At 59.0% G+C, this 16,008-nt stretch carries 13 protein-coding genes and 1 pseudogene; 6 read left to right on the top strand and 8 right to left on the bottom strand.

Going from position 1 to position 16,008, the window contains the following annotated elements; genetic code table 11:
• The first annotated feature begins 131 nt into the window (after window positions 1–131).
• The 4 genes from VY732_RS03750 to VY732_RS03735 all read left to right on the top strand — a co-directional run bounded on the left by VY732_RS03750 (window position 132) and on the right by VY732_RS03735 (window position 4,443).
• Entirely contained in the window at window positions 132–1,538 is a 1,407-nt protein-coding gene (locus VY732_RS03750; RefSeq protein ID WP_331694329.1) for a DUF2252 domain-containing protein, read from the top strand.
• A gap of 176 nt (window positions 1,539–1,714) precedes the next feature.
• Window positions 1,715–2,086, top strand: a complete 372-nt coding sequence (locus tag VY732_RS03745) for a DUF6124 family protein (RefSeq protein ID WP_077570986.1) — start codon at window positions 1,715–1,717, stop codon at window positions 2,084–2,086.
• Between the two features lie 260 nt (window positions 2,087–2,346).
• Entirely contained in the window at window positions 2,347–2,934 is a 588-nt protein-coding gene (gene rimJ / locus VY732_RS03740; protein ID WP_331694328.1) for a ribosomal protein S5-alanine N-acetyltransferase, read from the top strand.
• 30 nt (window positions 2,935–2,964) lie between these two features.
• Window positions 2,965–4,443 (top strand): ArnT family glycosyltransferase, encoded by a 1,479-nt coding sequence (locus VY732_RS03735; RefSeq protein WP_331694326.1) that lies wholly within the window; start codon window positions 2,965–2,967, stop codon window positions 4,441–4,443.
• Between the two features lie 66 nt (window positions 4,444–4,509).
• Here the strand turns inward: VY732_RS03735 and VY732_RS03730 are convergent, their stop codons facing one another.
• Window positions 4,510–5,331, bottom strand: coding sequence for a phosphatase PAP2 family protein (locus VY732_RS03730; protein WP_331694325.1), 822 nt, complete (start codon window positions 5,329–5,331; stop codon window positions 4,510–4,512).
• Complete coding sequence (locus VY732_RS03725) at window positions 5,328–5,999, bottom strand: histidine phosphatase family protein (RefSeq protein WP_331694324.1); 672 nt, start codon at window positions 5,997–5,999, stop codon at window positions 5,328–5,330. Before VY732_RS03725 ends, VY732_RS03730 begins: the two co-directional genes overlap by 4 nt.
• 253 nt (window positions 6,000–6,252) lie before the next feature.
• Between VY732_RS03725 and VY732_RS29910 the strand changes: the two are divergent.
• A pseudogene (locus tag VY732_RS29910) lies at window positions 6,253–7,266 on the top strand (methyl-accepting chemotaxis protein); the annotation flags it as partial.
• A 42-nt stretch (window positions 7,267–7,308) separates the two neighbouring features.
• Complete coding sequence (locus VY732_RS29905) at window positions 7,309–8,172, top strand: methyl-accepting chemotaxis protein (RefSeq protein WP_371748303.1); 864 nt, start codon at window positions 7,309–7,311, stop codon at window positions 8,170–8,172.
• Between the two features lie 146 nt (window positions 8,173–8,318).
• Here the strand turns inward: VY732_RS29905 and VY732_RS03715 are convergent, their stop codons facing one another.
• From VY732_RS03715 to VY732_RS03690, 6 genes are all read right to left on the bottom strand, one after another.
• Window positions 8,319–8,792, bottom strand: a complete 474-nt coding sequence (locus tag VY732_RS03715) for a helix-turn-helix domain-containing protein (RefSeq protein ID WP_100846304.1) — start codon at window positions 8,790–8,792, stop codon at window positions 8,319–8,321.
• 53 nt (window positions 8,793–8,845) lie between these two features.
• A complete protein-coding gene (locus VY732_RS03710; protein WP_228759094.1) occupies window positions 8,846–9,199 on the bottom strand; it encodes a type II toxin-antitoxin system HigB family toxin in 354 nt (117 codons plus the stop codon).
• Window positions 9,200–9,354: 155 nt separating this feature from the next.
• Window positions 9,355–10,728 carry a DUF1329 domain-containing protein gene (locus VY732_RS03705; RefSeq protein ID WP_331694322.1) on the bottom strand — a complete coding sequence of 458 codons (1,374 nt, stop codon included), beginning with the start codon at window positions 10,726–10,728 and terminating at the stop codon, window positions 9,355–9,357.
• 163 nt (window positions 10,729–10,891) lie between these two features.
• Complete coding sequence (locus VY732_RS03700) at window positions 10,892–12,850, bottom strand: DUF1302 domain-containing protein (RefSeq protein ID WP_331694321.1); 1,959 nt, start codon at window positions 12,848–12,850, stop codon at window positions 10,892–10,894.
• Between the two features lie 48 nt (window positions 12,851–12,898).
• Window positions 12,899–14,188: a phospholipase gene (locus VY732_RS03695; RefSeq protein WP_331694320.1), complete on the bottom strand. Its 1,290-nt coding sequence runs from the start codon at window positions 14,186–14,188 to the stop codon at window positions 12,899–12,901.
• A 241-nt stretch (window positions 14,189–14,429) separates the two neighbouring features.
• Window positions 14,430–15,998, bottom strand: coding sequence for an FGGY-family carbohydrate kinase (locus VY732_RS03690; protein WP_331694318.1), 1,569 nt, complete (start codon window positions 15,996–15,998; stop codon window positions 14,430–14,432).
• Window positions 15,999–16,008 lie beyond the last annotated feature (10 nt).

Here is a 16,008-nt window from a genome sequence, read left to right as displayed (position 1 = left end):
CAGGGCGCTGGGGCGATGCAGCCTCTATGTTGCGAACATCGAGATAGGGATTTTCACCGGACTCAAGCCAGCGGATAAACCCCGGAAGCGCTTCTACACTCACAGCGCCCCTTACGCCAGACCGAGCCCCCATGACCGCACTCAAAGATCGCATGCAACAAGGCAAAGACGCGCGCAAGAAGTGCCCGCGCAGCGCTCAGGCATCCACCGGCAAAATGAACCGTGACCCGATTCCGTTGATCAAGGCCTCCAGCCAGGGCCGCGTCGCGTCGCTGGTCGAACTGCGTTACGGGCGCATGCTGGTGTCGCCGTTCACGTTCTTTCGCGGCAATGCCTTGTTGCAGGCGCACGATTTGTCGGGCACGGCGAACATGGGCCTGAACTTGCCCATTTGTGGTGACTGCCATCTGATGAATTTCGGCGGTTTCGCCACACCTGAGCGCAATCTGCTGTTCAGCGTCAACGATTTCGACGAAGCGCATCCCGGACCGTGGGAGTGGGATCTCAAGCGTCTCGCGGCAAGTTTCGTGGTGGCCGCCCGCGATTTGCGCCACGGCGAGTCGGTCGAGGAACAGGTGTGCCGTGAGATGGTCGGCGCCTATCAGACGACGCTGCTGGAATGCGCCGAACAGAGTTCGCTGGAAAACTGGTACGAGTCCATCAGCTACAACGATCTGCTTGCGCAGGCGCGCAAAAGTACCCTCGAACATGTGGAGCGCGCCATCGAAAAGGCTGAGCGGCGCACCCACGCCGAGCTGCTGCCCAAAATCAGTGAGCGCGATGCCAGTGGTCGTCTGATTATTCGCGATGACCTGCCGGAAATTTTCCACCTGCACAAAAACACCACGCTGCTGAACGCCGACGATGACTGGTTGCGGTTGTCGGACTGGCGACCTCTCTACGATGCGTTCATGCGTGATTATCGAAACACGCTGCAACCTGACCGTCGCGAGCTGCTCTCACGCTTTCACGCCCAGGACATGGCCTTCAAAGTGGTTGGCGTCGGCAGTGTCGGCACTCGCTGTCTGGTGGCGCTGCTGACCGACGATCAGGAATTTCCGTTGTTCCTGCAGTTCAAGGAAGCGCGACGTTCGGTGCTCGCCGATTACGTCAAAGTCAAATCGCGCACGCGCCACGAAGGCCAACGCGTGGTCGAGGGGCAGCGGCTGATGCAGGCCGCCAGCGATCTGTTTCTCGGCTGGACCACCGGTCCCAGCGGTCGGCACTTCTATGTGCGGCAACTGCGCGACATGAAAATCTCCGCTGAGCTTGAGACCTTCGACGCCGAAACCTTCGCCGCCTATGGACGTGTGTGCGGCCGAGCCCTCGCCCGGGCACATGCCAAGGCATCCGGCCTCGCGGCGCAAATCAGCGGTTACATTGGCAAAGGCGATGCGCTGGCCGATGCGCTGCTGAAGTACGCGCAAAGTTACACCGCACAAAACGAACGCGACTTCGAGCGTTTCCAGGTGGCTTGTCGCAAGGGCCGTTTGCGCGCCCGGTCAGAAGCTGATTTTGCGGCTGACCACATGCCTTGAGTGGGGCCGGCTCCTCCTTCCCACACCCAACGTCCTAGGAAAATTCCTGCAACACGCGTCGACTTTGGTGAACTGGTGGACGGTTCCTCAGGACGTTACCCTCCACGACCACTGCCATCCAACGGACGGTTTGGCAGCCGCAACTGCAGTGAATGTTCACTCCACGGAGCTACGTCATGAAAAAGACCCCACAACTTTCGCTGGTTGGCTCGGCACCTTCCGACGCGCCCGCTTCCAGCCCCCAACCTCAGTCGAACACCACCGCACGCACCGAGGCGACCCGTCGGCGGCGGAATGTTCCTCTCAATCAGCTCATCAGGGTGCGCGACGATGTCGACACACTGACCCTGCTCACCCACGCCAGCGAGATCCTCGACTCCCTCGTCGCCATCAGCGCAAACCTTGCCGATGAGTTCGACGGCTCCAAACGCCATGTGGCGGTGGCAATGAAGCAACTGAGCGCACTGGCCGAGATCCTGGTCTGTCGGGCACGGGATAATCTTGATCCGCAGGGTGTGAACACCTGCGGGCCTGAAACCCGCCATTGACGGGTGAAACCTGTACGAGTCGCCCCGTCGCTCGGGTGAGCATCGGCCAACGCCGAGCCGCCCATCGAGATGAATTTTTCTTCACTGCAGCTGCGCGGCCAAGCCTTGTACAGTCCGCTCGCTCATTCAAGAAACTACGGTTCGCCCGCGCTCCTGCGGGCTTTTTTTTGCCTGAAACAAAGTCCCTTCTGCACCACGACTTGCCGTGACCTGGCTAATTGCGCGACGCTGCCGGAAGATCCCAAACCCCGGAGCGCCCGATGCCGCTGTTGACCCTGCCCTGCCAACGCCTGACGCTCGCAATACTCGCTCCAGAGCAGGCCGAGCTAGAAAGCGAGTTCTACCGACGTAACCTGCGCCACCTCGCGCCATGGTCACCCATCCGCACCACTGAATATTTTTCCACCGAGCAGATTCGCCGACGCCTTGAAATACAGGCCAGCGCATTCGAGGCCGGGCTGGCCATGCATTTCGCGCTGCTGACGCCGGACGGCCAGCAGATGATCGGCGCGTGCAACTTCAGCGGCATCATTCGTGGTGCCTTTCAGGCGTGTTATCTGGGTTATCACATCGACGAGGCCCAACAGGGTCAGGGCTTGATGCAGGAAGCGCTGGAGGCTGGTATCTCTTACATGTTCGAGACCCAGAATCTGCACCGGATCATGGCCAACTACATTCCGGGCAACGAACGCAGTGCGCGCTTGCTGGAGCGCCTGGGCTTCGAACGTGAGGGTTACGCCAAGGCGTATCTGAACATTGCCGGACGCTGGCAGGACCACGTGCTGACGGCGCTGGTCAACTCGAGGTTCGAAACGCCGGAAAAGCGCTGGTCGAAACCTTTGGCGTGAGTTTCACAATTCGTTAAGGATTGCCGTCGTATGCTCAGGCCTCCCGCCCCTTCCGGTTGCCTGAAACCTATGTCGCGTGCCGTCACTTCGCTGTTTCTGCTTGCTGCCCTGCTGTTTTTCTTCGCGCTGGGCAACCACCAATTGCAAGGCTCCACCGAGGCCCGCGTAGCCGGCATCGCCATGGAGATGCATCTGGACGACGATTGGGTGACACCGCGCCTGTTCGGCGAACCGTTTCTGGAAAAACCACCACTGAGCCTGTGGCTGGATGCTGGTGCGATGCGCGTGTTCGGTGTTTCACCGTGGGCCGTGCGGCTGGCGTCGGCGGTGGCTGGCTTGCTCAGCGTGACGCTGCTGTACGGCATGTTGCGCCGCTTTGAACGGCCGAAAATGATTGCCTGGACGGCGGGCATTCTGCTCGCGACCATGGCCAGTTACTGGAGCAATGTGCGCGGCGTCGGCGAGGACGCGCTGCTCGCCCTCGGCGTGACCACGGCGCTGCTGGCCTTTTTCCAGGCGCAACGGGCGTCGACCGCGGGCAACTCGCTGTTGTTTGTCGTCGGAATCGCCATCGCCACATTGAGCAAGGGTGTGCTGGGGCTGGCGATGCCGGGGGTAGTGATTTTTGCCTATTTGCTGACCGACAACCTTATGGACAGGCGCCTGAAAATCACGGATTGGCTGCGGCCGGGCTTACTGACCCTGGTCGGTTTGATTCCGCTGTTGATCTGGCTCGTCATCCTCTTTCAGCACGGCGGCGCGCAGGCCGTCAAAGAGGTGTTGCTGACCAACAGCATCGGACGCTTCAGCGGATCGTTCGTCGAAGCCGGACACTACGAACCGTTCTATTACTACCTCGCCAAACTGCCGGAAGCCTTCCTGCCGTGGAACATTCTGGTGTACCTGGGGCTCTGGCATTTCCGCAAACAATTGAAGGCCAACCGCTACTTGCTGTTTTTCAGCCTGTGGATCGTTGCGCAGTTCGTGATGCTGACGTTGGCGTCGAGCAAGCGCACGGTGTATCTGATGTCGATGACGCCAGCCGCAGCGGTGATTGCGGCGGAGTATGCAAACGTGCTGTTCCTGCGATTGAAGCAGTACGAATCCGCCAATCATTTCATAGGCCGAATCGCCCGTCACCGTCAGACATTGGCAGTAACTGTGCTCACGCTGGTGATCGGCAGTTATCTCGCCGCCGCGCAATGGGCACTGCCCCACGCCGACAAAAAGCTTTCGTTCCTGCCATTGAGCGCAGAGATTCAGACGCTGCAAACCGCCGGACATCAAGTCGCACTGTTTCAAGCCAATGAGCGGGTCGGTGGCGCCACGGTCTTCTATACCCAGCAAGTACTCAAAGGGCTGGATACCGAGGCGCAGTTGCGAGATTTCCTCACGGCCTCGTCCTCGCATGTCGTGGTGATGGCCGGCGACAGCGAACCCGCGCCGCCACTGAAAGTGCTCAAAACCATGATGGTCGGGCGCCAGGCGTATTACTTCGTCAGCTATTGAGGCCTGCGCAGACGCATAAAAAAACCCGCCGATGATTGGCGGGTTTTTCATTTCATTCGAACGGGTTCAGAGAGAAACCTCAGGTTGAGCACTGAACGCTTTCTGCGTGCGCTTGCCCAGCACCGGCACATCCAGCCGCGCCCGTCCGTAGAAGGCCAGCGCTGTCAGCAAACACGCCAGCCAGACGAAGATTCCGGCCCAGAAGGTGTGGGACATGTAGTGCCAGCCTTGCAGGACGCGAGTAGTGCCATAAACGAATCCCAGCAACAGCGAGCCCCACAAGATTGCACTGGAAAAACGCCATTGATAGCGCCGCGCCACGAAATACAGCGCCAGCATGGTGAAGCCGCCCGACGCATGACCACCCGGCCAGCACCGGCCACTACCCGCTTCATGGAACAGTTGAAAGTTGCTGTACCACTCGACGTGAGCCATTTTTCCGCCGTACAGCGTGGTTTCGATCGGGCAGTAAACGCTGGTGTGGGATTTGAGGAAGTGAATCACCCCGGTGCATACCGCGAATGCGACCACCACAAACAGAAAATCCCTACGGTGATCAGCGGCAAATCGCAGCACTGGCGCGACTTTGCTGCGCTCCAGCATCGCACCAAGGCGCGGACGTTTCTGCGGATTGACCAATGGCCAGACCACCGACAGCAGCGCGCCGATCAGGGCGATTTCCGCCGTCCAGTTGGGAATGATCCGCGCCCATTTATGCGTAAGCTTCTCAAAGAAGTGGATTTTGTCGAGCGGGAAGGACTGCGTCAGCGGATCGAACAACAGGTTGCTGAAGGCGATGTCGATTTTGGTCATGTCGAACATCAGGAACACCAGCGCCGCACAAGCGAGCGGAATACCAAAATTGTAAGCGTAGAAACGGGATTTCATCGGGTGGTCACCGTGCGCCAGTCGGAGGCTTCAATAAAGCCGAGCATCTTGGGAGCCGCCGGGCTGGCAGCGGAAACAAACAATGACGAGCCATAACCCATGTCCGAGGTCGGCACTTTGAGGTCTTTCTCGATTTGCGCCATGCATTCGCTGTGGGTCACCAGGACCAGATTGCGACCGGGAACCTTGTGGGCCAGAGCGTCCTGCAACATGCGGCCCCGGCAGTTGATCAACCAGTCGTCACCGCTGGCGGCATGGTTGAACATGTAACCGGCGGTCTGCACCGTGCGCATCGACGGGCTGTTGTAGATGTCGGCGTTGTTCAGGCCCAGTTGTTCGAACCGTGCACCGACCGCCACCGCGACACTGCGCGAGCGATCGGTGATGCCGTCGTTGCCACTCAGGCACGCCGCTTTGGAGTGATCGCAGCGTTCGACATGACGCACCAGCACGATCATCTCGCCCTTGGCCCAACCGGCTGCCAGCGCCTGCGCACCGGCGACATTGCCGTGGGCCAGATCCGGCACCGCCGCCGGCGCCAGCAACCACAGGGTCAGGGGGATCACCAGTATCGATGCTGCCAACACCACCCAAGTATTGCGAAAACGCGCCAAAAAGCTCAGATCGATCGAGCGTTTGACGCCGAACAGACTCAGTCTCAATTCCACAAAAACCGCCTCGCCACTGTGCATCACAGGTTCATTCGATGCGACGAAGGTACAGAGGCTCGCGTGGGCAGCCAGTGAAACCCATGTGAAAAAAGTCTTGGGATCCGATGTTACAAATTCCGTAGGACAAAATCCTTTCAGCTCTGGGAAATGCGGCCGATACAAACCTGCTAACACCCTTGCTGGCTCAAAAAAACAACAATCTTCCAGCCTAACCGACGACAAGAAACCCAACGTTTCTGGAGGATTTTTGATGAATAGCTGGTTCGGCAACATCAGCGTGAACATGAAACTGGGCCTGGGCTTCGGCCTCGTGCTGGCCCTGACCTGCGTGCTGGCCCTGACAGGCTGGACCAGCCTCGGTGGCCTGATCGACCGCAGCAACTGGATGAGCGACATCACCCAGCTCAATGCCGGTCTGACCAAACTGCGCGTGGTGCGTCTGCAATACATGCTGACCAATGGCGATGAAACCGCCGCGCAGAATGTGCAAACCACCCTTGAAAGCTTCGCCGCGCAACAACAGAAGCTGATCAATAGCTTCAAGAGCCCGGAAAACGTCAAACTGCTCAAGGAGCAGGCCGCGACCATCGCTGAATACCAGACGTCGCTGAACAAAATGCGCAACGCCTATCGCACCGGCAACAGCGCCCGCGACAGCATGAGCGTGAGTGCCGAGACCGCGTACAACCAGATCGAATCGATCAGCAAACGCGTGCAGCAGATGGACATGAGCGAACAGCGTTTCGAACAGTTCCAGGCGATCACCGCCGCCAAGGAAGCGTTCATCCTCGCGCGCTACGAAGTGCGTGGCTACACCGCTACCACCAACGCCGACACCGAGCAGAAAGCCGTCGGCCAGGTGGATGTCGCGATCGCCAGCCTCAAGCAACTGAACGTGCATTTCGCTGATTCTCAGCAAGATGCCCTGCGTCAGTTGGAAACCGCACTGATCAATTATCGCAGCGCATTGATGGCGTATAAAAACGCCAACACCGACGCCGTGCAGGCCCGCAAGGAAATGACCGATCAAGGTACCGCGATCGTCAACACCAGCGAGCAGCTGTACCAGATCCAACTCGACCGTCGTGACATCGAAAGCGCCCAGGCGCGTACCTTCCAACTGATCAGCACCCTGCTGGCACTGTTGGTCGGCGTGATTGCTGCGGTGATCATCACCCGTCAGATCACTCGTCCGCTGCAAGAAACCCTGGCCGTGGTCGAGCGCATCGCCAGCGGCGACCTGACCCAGAACGTCACCGTCACCCGCCGCGACGAACTTGGCGTACTGCAACAAGGCATCGCCCGCATGGGTGTGACCCTGCGTGACTTGATCAGCGGCATCCGCGACGGCGTCACCCAGATCGCCAGTGCTGCCGAAGAATTGTCGGCCGTTACCGAGCAGACCAGCGCCGGTGTAAACAGCCAGAAAGTCGAGACCGATCAGGTCGCCACCGCCATGCACGAGATGACCGCCACCGTGCAGGAAGTCGCGCGCAATGCCGAAGAAGCCTCGCAAGCAGCCGCTGCTGCTGACGGCGAAGCCCGTGAAGGCGACAAAGTGGTCAACGAAGCCATCGCGCAGATCGAACGTCTGGCCAGCGAAGTGGTGCGTTCGACCGAAGCCATGAGCGTGCTGCAACAGGAAAGCGACAAGATCGGCAGCGTCATGGACGTGATCAAGGCTGTTGCCGAACAGACCAACCTGCTCGCGCTCAACGCCGCGATCGAAGCCGCGCGTGCCGGTGAAGCCGGTCGTGGGTTTGCCGTGGTCGCCGACGAGGTTCGTGGTCTGGCTCAGCGTACGCAGAAATCCACCGAAGAAATCGAAGGCCTGGTCGCCGGTCTGCAGAACGGCACCCAGCAGGTTTCGGCGGTAATGAGCAACAGCCGCGCCCTGACCGACAGCAGCGTGGCGCTGACCCGCAAGGCTGGCGCATCGCTGGAAAACATCACCCGCACGGTGTCGAACATCCAGTCGATGAACCAGCAGATCGCCGCCGCAGCCGAACAGCAGAGCGCCGTGGCTGAAGAGATCAGCCGCAGCATCATCAACGTGCGCGACGTGTCTGAACAGACCGCAGCGGCGAGTGATGAGACGGCTGCGTCGAGTGTTGAACTGGCGCGTCTGGGTGGGCAGTTGCAGCAGATGGTCAGCCACTTCCGCGTTTGATCCTGATTTCGCGCTGAAGCTACAACCGAATCGCGAGCAGGCTCACTCCTACAGGTAACGCGTCGATCACAGATTATGTGGGCGACGCCAATCCCCTGTAGGAGTGAGCCTGCTCGCGATTGCGTTAGACCTGTCACGGCATCCCGTCAAACCACACCGTGCATAAAAAACTCGACTGGCACTTTAAAGAACTCGGCGAATCCCTTTATCTGGGCAACGGTCATTTTTCGCTTGTTATTCAATATCTCTGAAACAGCACTCTGAGTTGCGATCTCAGACAAGTCCTTCTGTTTAACGCCTCTTTCCGACAGCAGAAACGCCAGCGCTTCAGATTGGGACGAATAAGCAATCAACACCGTTTCATTTTCGTACTCATAAACCCGATCAGCCACAAACTCCGCAAATCGTGCCGCAGCATGATCCTCGGTGCTTGCGTGGGAATAAAGCTCATCAATCAGGGCCATTCGCACTTGCAGATCGTCATCATTTTTTATCGGATCATGGCAGGCAGACAACAACTTGGACAAAGTCGCTAGCTGATCGCCCAGTCCCTCAAGCATGGGTGAAATATCGGCTATGAAGGAATCCAGTCCTGTCGCTTCGACTTTATTACGCTTCATTGAGATCACCTGTATTTTCGTTAAACATAAATAGCGTATTTCATTCTGGCCAACTACTTGACATCACCCTTCCACCATTTGTCATATCCGGCATGGGGAAGAATGTCTTTGATATAGATAGTGCCAGTCTTCGTGTTGATCCACGTAATGACACGGCACTCGTTTTTCTTGATATCAAAAACGTAAATATCAAGCGGACCTTTCTTGCTCGTCAGCCTCAGCTTCGAGTGAGGGATACGATCGACGTTCCAACCTGAGGCGCTGGCCCAGTCTTGACGAAGCTTCTCAAACGACTCGAAGCGCAGCGATGCTCTGTCGAAGATGGTTAGCCACAAGGTGAGAGGATCTCTCCACTGGCCATGAGTCTCAATGGCCCGCGCAACCGCCGCTTTTGTGATCACTCTCATACAATTATCGGTTCTGGTATCCCTACATGCGGCAAAATTATCTCAAATACAGATATCTGTAAAGCAGATATTTTTAGCTCCACAGAAAAACCCGAAGCCAAATGTATCAGTGGCTTCGGGCTTTTTCTGTCAGTGGTGGACTTAGACTTCAGCCATCACCGCGTCCCACGCTGCCGCAACGCCGACGGCATGAAGTAAGCATCCTCCGGCACCGGCTGCGCAAAATCGACAGTCTCCGCCTCTTCGTTATCAAGGTTCTGCACGTAATAACGACGCGCCTGCAAATCGTGGAAAACATCCAGCGCACTCCACGTCGTCGGCAGGTCGTAGAAGTTTTTCAGGTAGGCCATCGACACGCGCCACAACTCCCCTCTCCCATCGTACTGATCGACCAGCGCGGCGCCCCAGCTGTCTTCATCGAGAAACAGCACGCGCTTGGAATAGATGTGTCGCGAACCTGGTTTGAGGTTGCCTTCCACCACCCAGACCCGATGCAGCTCATAGCGTGTGTATTGCGGGTTGAGGTGACCCGGGGTGAGCAATTGCGCGTACTTCACCTCGGGGCTGCCGACTTTGTAGTTGTTGTAGGGGATGTAGATTTCCTGTTTGCCCTTGAGCTTCCAGTCGTAGCGATCGGGTGAGCCGTTGAACAGGTCGGTGTCGTCAGCGGTGCGCAGGCCATCGGATGAAGCGATCGGCGTGTCGTAGGCGAGGTTCGGTGCGCGGCGCACGCGGCGTTGGCCGGCGTCGTAGATCCAGGCTTGGCGTGCGTCTTTGAGTTGATCGAGGGTTTCGTGCACGAGTGCGGCACCGCCGGCCAGTCGCGCCGGGCTTTTCACGAAAGCGAGGTAGTAGAACAGGATGTTTTTCAGATCGGCGAACTGGCCGTTCGGGCGGTAATAGTTGAACAGCGCTTCCTGCTGCGAGGTCACCAGCGCGAAGCTGCCGTTGCGCTGGACCGGCGCTTCGGAGGCGCGGCGCACGACGTAGATGCCGCGGTAGCGGGTGATGTGGTTCCACAGCACTTCGATGCCGTCCTTGGGCACCGGGAACGGCACGCCGCCGTAGGCATCGGAGAAGCCGCTGCCGCCTTCGAGCAGCTTGGCCGAGGTCGCATTCTTGAGGGTGTTGTCGTACAGCCATTGCGGCGCGGAACCGGAGCGCCGGGATGGGTAGATCGGCATCTGAAAGGTGTCGGGGTAGCTGTTGAACAGCGCGATCTGGCCGGGGCTGAGGTGGGCTTTGTATTGGTCGAGATTCGCTTTGGTGATGGTGAACAGCGGTTTGTCGGCGGCGTATGGATCGGGGTGATGCTGGCCGGGTTTGTAGCCGGCCGGGGCTTGAGTGATGCCGCCGGTCCACGCGGGGATGGTGCCGGCGGCGTTACCCGCGCGCTCGGCGCCCATGGGGGTCAGGGTGGTTTTCAGTTGTTCGGCTTGTTGCGGGGTGATGGCCGCGAAAGCGGTGCTGGCCGCCAGCCCGATGACGAGCGCTAGCGTGGTCTTGGTCAATCGTGAAGTGTGAAACATGATCAATCTCCGAAATGGGAGTGAGGTCTGCAAATCACCGTAGATCCCCTGTAGGAGTGAGCCTGCTCGCGATAGCGGTGTGTCAGACAACATCTACAGCGACTAAAAATCCGCTATCGCGAGCAGGCTCACTCCTACAGGGCGTGCGCCTGTGGTCTGGGTATCAAAGGAAATACTTGAGATTGAACCCGACGTTATCGCGGTCGCGAATGCCGTTGTTCTGCCCGCCGCCATAGAACTCGGTGTATTGCAACTCGGCTTCGAGCTTGTTCTGGTAGTTGGCCTTGATCCCCAGCGTGTAAGCCTTGCGACCTTCGATGGTGTTGCCGGCCTGATAGCTGTTGCCCTCGAAATCGTCCTTGTAAACGATGTACGGCGAGACGTTGACCCCGGCGTACACGTCGTTCCAGGTGCCGTTGAGCATCGCCGTGTAGCTGTAGGAATTGCGGTTGACCTGATCGTCGCGATCACCGCCAGACACATAGGAATAGTTACCGGTGCCGGCGTAATAACGTCGGCTGCCGTCATACGCGGTGTATTGCAGGCTGCTGCCACGCAAATGCTCGGAGGCCAGTTCGAAGATGCCGAACAGCGAGTCGAACGAAGCCGTGGGTCCGAAGTTGTAGATGGTGCCGAGCGAGGTGTTGAACGCTTCCACGCGTTCGGCGTTGTTGATCTCGCTGTTGAGATTGACCATCTGCCCGCCGACGTTGATCGACCGACCCGTCACCGCCACAGCTGCACCGTTGGCCAGGTCACCGATCAAATCGTTGGTAGCCGCGACACCTATCGGCAGATTCGGCCGATAAGCAATTTCGCCGAATACCGACGCCTCACCCAACGTGGTGTTGAAGCTGAAGCCGTACATGCGAATATCTTCGGCATAACGCCGATGCGCCTGGATATTGCCCATCACGTCGGCCGTCGCCAACCCATTGGCCAGCGCCCCGGCCTGACTGCCGGCGACACCGGACAACAGGTTGCTCAGCGCATCCATGTCGATGCCTTTGTAGCCGCCCAGGTCCGCCGCGATGGTCGGCTCCTTGGCGTGGTAGTTGACCATGTACAACCCGAACTCGGTGCTGTTGAGCTGTTCGGCGATATAGCGAAAGGCAAAACCGAACTGGCCATCGTTGCGCGCGTTGTAGTCCTTGCCGATGCTCGCCACTTTCAGTGTGTTGCCGTAAGCCGGAGTGACGCCGTTGGCGTACAGGCCAGTGGTTTGCAGGGCGGAGTTCAGCATCGGGTTGTTGCCCAGCGCGCTGTACAAACCGATGACGTTGCCAAACCCCGGCACAGGCGTATCCAGCGCGGTGCCACTGAAGTTGTTGTAACCGGTATTACCACCGTCGGCGAACAGGTCGGTTTGCGAATAAAACGTGCCGACCGGGTCGATGCGGGTTTCCTTCCAGTTGGTCTGGTAGAAACTCTCCATGGTCAGCGAATCGGTCAGGCCGATGTTGAAACTCAGCGCCTCGACCGGCACCAGCACTTCCTTCACTTCGGCGCCGGGCAAGCGGTACTTGGCGGCGTCCACCGGGTTGGTGGTGTTGATCCCGCCGCGATAGAAAATCCCCTCGCCCCAGTTGAACACTTGTCGACCGACGCGCGCCGTTACTGGCATCTGCGCAACGTCCCAACTGCCGTGCACATAGGCGTCGAGCATCTCGATGCGGCTGCCGGCGATGTCGCGGGTCTGGCCGGTGAAATGATCGTCCTGCGGGTAGCTCTGGCTCGGTTGCGACGGGCGGTTGTTGTCGTAGTAGTCGTTGCGTTTGTCCATCAGTTGCGTGTCGTAGAACGCGGTGCCGCGCACAAACACACCGTAGTTCTGATAATTGGCTTCAAGCTCGGAGGTGATCTTGTAGACCTCGGAAACCAGCCCGGTGTCGAAGTTGCGATTGCCGTCGTTGGTGTTGACGTCATCGTTAGTCTTGTCGCGGCCCTGCACTCGCCACAAACGGCCATAGGACAAGGTCGTGTCGACAGAGCCGGTCACTTGTTTGTCCATGAAGCTGAATTCCACCGCGTGCGCCGCATCGACTGCGCACAGTTGCAGCAACCCGGCCAGGCCGACACCGGGGAGCGCGGCGCCCGTCAGGCGCAATCGAGTGTTGATCATCTTTTCCTCCTTCCCTGTGTTTTTATTGTTTTGGTGTACGTTGCCGCGCTACGGCGCCAATCCCGCGCTGACATAAATCCGGCTGTGCGCGCCGAAATGCCCAAGCAGCTTGAACAACTGCTGGTTGAGTGCCGGGTGGTCGAAATCTTCGCTATGAAGTTGATTACCGCTGCTGAAATCACTGCTGACCGGCGCCGTTTCCAGCCACTGCCCGATGGCTTCGTCGAAGGCTGCGGAGTCGTTGACCGCTTCGGCGCTGACCACTTCGCGCAGGTAGTCGACCGAGTACGGCGGGTAGCTTTTGTCCTGAGCCACATCGGTGTAAGCCGCGAGCATCGGATGCGCCTGACCGGCGCGCAGCAAGCGTCGCAGCCAAGTCGATTGGTACTTCTCAACTTCCATATGTCGAGTGGCGACGCGTTCGATCGAGGCTTGTTTGTCAGCGGCGAAACCGGCCAGCGCCTTGCCTTCCAGCAGAAGAAGATTGGCAAGGTCGACGCCCGGCAACGGCTTGGCGTGATACGGCTGGGTCAGGTCTTGAATGTGGTGCAGGCCCCAGCCGAGAAAGCGATAACCCCAATACGGATGACCGCTGGCAAACGCCAATCGCGCCAGGCCCATGTATTGATACGCGCGCCAGTCCGGCCAACTGCGTTCGAGGAAACCGGCAGCGGCGTACACCACCGCGCTTTCATGGAAGAAGCCCATGTGGAACGGCGCCTGTGAGCTGTACTGGAAGCGCGCATCGCCGAACGGTTGCGAGCCGAAACCGTAGATCGCGCCGACGTTGCCGGGGTTGTCGCTGAACAGATTGATGTCGTGACCGTAATCCGGCTCGTCGGCGGCGCTGGCGAGCACGGCCAGGGCTGCGACTTTTTCATGATCGGTGACCACGATGAAACGCTGGCGATTCCACGGTGACAGGGTTTGCTCGACCATGACCTGATTGGCCTGCAAGTGCTCGCGCTCGGGCAGGTCTTTGCCGGGCAGCGGCTGGATGACCATCGCCAGATGAATCTCGGGATTGATGCGCAGTGCCGAGAGGAAATCGTGGCGCAGATTGTCACTTGGGACTGCGGGCAATTTCAGATTGTCGGGGCGTGGCGGGTACTGAGCGAAGTGCTCGCGGGCGAAGCTTTCCTGCTGCTCCAACAGCGCCAGCACGGCCGGGTATTGCTCGGTGAGAAACTGTTCCAGTGGCTCGACTTCCACCGCTGGTGCATCGCGCAACGACGGCAGATCCTGCAACGCCAGATAGCTGCCGACCGTATGGTTCGACCAGCCCCAGGCGCTCGGGGCGGTTGCACAAAGCAGCAACAGGAGGAAGGTCAGCTTCATTGCTTTTCGTTCTTATTGGAAGTGCCGTGGGGGATGAGCCTAACAACCGACCCCGCCGCTGACACTGTCCGATCTCACCAGAAAAAGTCTCCGATGGCGCCAATTACCCGATATCAAAAACACCACCGCCCCCTGTAGGAGTGAGCCTGCTCGCGATAGCGGTGTGTCAGTCAAATAGATGTTGGCTGACACACCGCTATCGCGAGCAGGCTCACTCCTACAGGGGATTTGTGGTGTTCTTTCAGGCGGGGTAACCGGTGATTTTGCGGATGCTCTGATATAGCGGCTTGAGCTGGCGGTACATGCGCAGGTAGACCTCTTTGTACAGTTGCTCGTAGATTTTCTGCGCCTCGGGCTGTGGGGTGAAAACCGCACCCACCCGGGTCATTGCCGCGATCGCCGTGGGGAAATCCGCATGCAACCCCAACCCCACCGCACAACAAATCGCCGCGCCCAGACCCGACGCTTCGTACACATGCGGACGCTCCGCTGGCAGGCCGAAAATGTTCGCCGTCAACTGCATCGCAGCATCACTCTGCGAGCCACCTCCGGCAACCCGCAACCGCTTGACCGACACCTTCGAACGCCGCTCGATGTTCTCCATGCCCTGACGCAACGCATACGCCAATCCCTCAAGAATCGCCCGGTAAATATGCGCGCGGGTGTGCACATCGCCGAAGCCGATCATCGCGCCTTTCGCCTCCACGCCCGGCTCACGAATCCCCGGCGACCAGTACGGTTGCAGCATCAGGCCCATCGAGCCGGGCGGCACCGCATTAACCAATGCATCGAACAGTTGCTCCGGCTCGATGCCCTGCTCTTTGGCCTGCTGCATCTCGCGCAAACCGAACTCGTTCTTGAACCAGCTGACCATCCAGTAACCGCGATAAATCATCACCTCGCAGTTGAACTGATCGGGCACCGCTGACGGGTACGGCGGAATCAACGGGACAATTTCCAGATAGCGCGAGCGGGTGCTGGTGATCGTCGCCGTGGTGCCGTAGGACAGGCACACCGTGCTCGCATCGACCACGCCGGCACCGACCACTTCGCACGCTTTGTCGGCGCCGGCAGCAATCAGCGGCAAGCCCTCGGGAATGCCGGTGTGGCGAGCGGCTTCGGCGGTGATGTGGCCGAGGGTTTCACCGGGTTTGTGCAGGGTCGGCAATTGCTCAGGACGCACCGCCAGCGCCTGCCATTTCCAGTCACTCGGCGCAGCCCATTTCAGCCGTTTGAAGTCGAACGGCAGATATCCGACGCAGCAACCCACCGAGTCGACAAAACGTCCGCACAGTCGATGAGTGAGAAACCCCGACAGCAGTAAAAACTTGTCGGTCGCCGCCCACACTTCAGGTTGGTGTTTTGCTATCCAGTTAGCCTCAGCCTGAGCGCGAAAATAATCCACGGTGCCTTGCGCGCCGACCAGTTTGAACAACCAGCCCCACGGCCCTTTGATCCCGCCCTCGACTTCACTCTGACGTTGATCGAGCCACAGAATCGCCGGACGTAACGGCTTGCCTTCGGCATCGACATTGATCACCGTGCCGCGCTGAGTGGTCAGGGAAACGCCGGCAATCTGCGCGCGATCAATCCCCGTTTGCTGCCAGACCTGCTGACACGCCTCGCCGAGCTTCGCCCAGTAATACTCCGGATCCTGCTCGGCCCAGCCCGGTTGCGTCGAGTAATACGCCTGCAACTCGACCTTGCCTTTGCCGAGCAGATTGCCCTGCAGATCGAAGAGCAGCGCGCGCACGCTCTGGGTACCGTTGTCGATCGCCAGCAGGTAACGCTTGTTCGGGTGGTTATCCATGGAGCTCTCT

This window comes from Pseudomonas sp. ZY71 (assembly GCF_036542145.1).
In the GTDB taxonomy this organism is placed as follows: Bacteria; Pseudomonadota; Gammaproteobacteria; order Pseudomonadales; family Pseudomonadaceae; genus Aquipseudomonas; species Aquipseudomonas koreensis_A.
This window is presented reverse-complemented; position numbering and strand designations above follow the sequence as displayed.

Coding starts and splice junctions, on each gene's coding strand:
- VY732_RS03750 (WP_331694329.1), top strand. CDS start 132: ATGACCGCACTCAAAGATCGCATGCAACAAGGCAAAGACGCGCGCAAG.
- VY732_RS03745 (WP_077570986.1), top strand. CDS start 1,715: ATGAAAAAGACCCCACAACTTTCGCTGGTTGGCTCGGCACCTTCCGAC.
- rimJ (WP_331694328.1), top strand. CDS start 2,347: ATGCCGCTGTTGACCCTGCCCTGCCAACGCCTGACGCTCGCAATACTC.
- VY732_RS03735 (WP_331694326.1), top strand. CDS start 2,965: ATGCTCAGGCCTCCCGCCCCTTCCGGTTGCCTGAAACCTATGTCGCGT.
- VY732_RS03730 (WP_331694325.1), bottom strand. CDS start 5,331: ATGAAATCCCGTTTCTACGCTTACAATTTTGGTATTCCGCTCGCTTGT.
- VY732_RS29905 (WP_371748303.1), top strand. CDS start 7,309: ATGGGTGTGACCCTGCGTGACTTGATCAGCGGCATCCGCGACGGCGTC.
- VY732_RS03715 (WP_100846304.1), bottom strand. CDS start 8,792: ATGAAGCGTAATAAAGTCGAAGCGACAGGACTGGATTCCTTCATAGCC.
- VY732_RS03710 (WP_228759094.1), bottom strand. CDS start 9,199: ATGAGAGTGATCACAAAAGCGGCGGTTGCGCGGGCCATTGAGACTCAT.
- VY732_RS03705 (WP_331694322.1), bottom strand. CDS start 10,728: ATGTTTCACACTTCACGATTGACCAAGACCACGCTAGCGCTCGTCATC.
- VY732_RS03700 (WP_331694321.1), bottom strand. CDS start 12,850: ATGATCAACACTCGATTGCGCCTGACGGGCGCCGCGCTCCCCGGTGTC.
- VY732_RS03695 (WP_331694320.1), bottom strand. CDS start 14,188: ATGAAGCTGACCTTCCTCCTGTTGCTGCTTTGTGCAACCGCCCCGAGC.
- VY732_RS03690 (WP_331694318.1), bottom strand. CDS start 15,998: ATGGATAACCACCCGAACAAGCGTTACCTGCTGGCGATCGACAACGGT.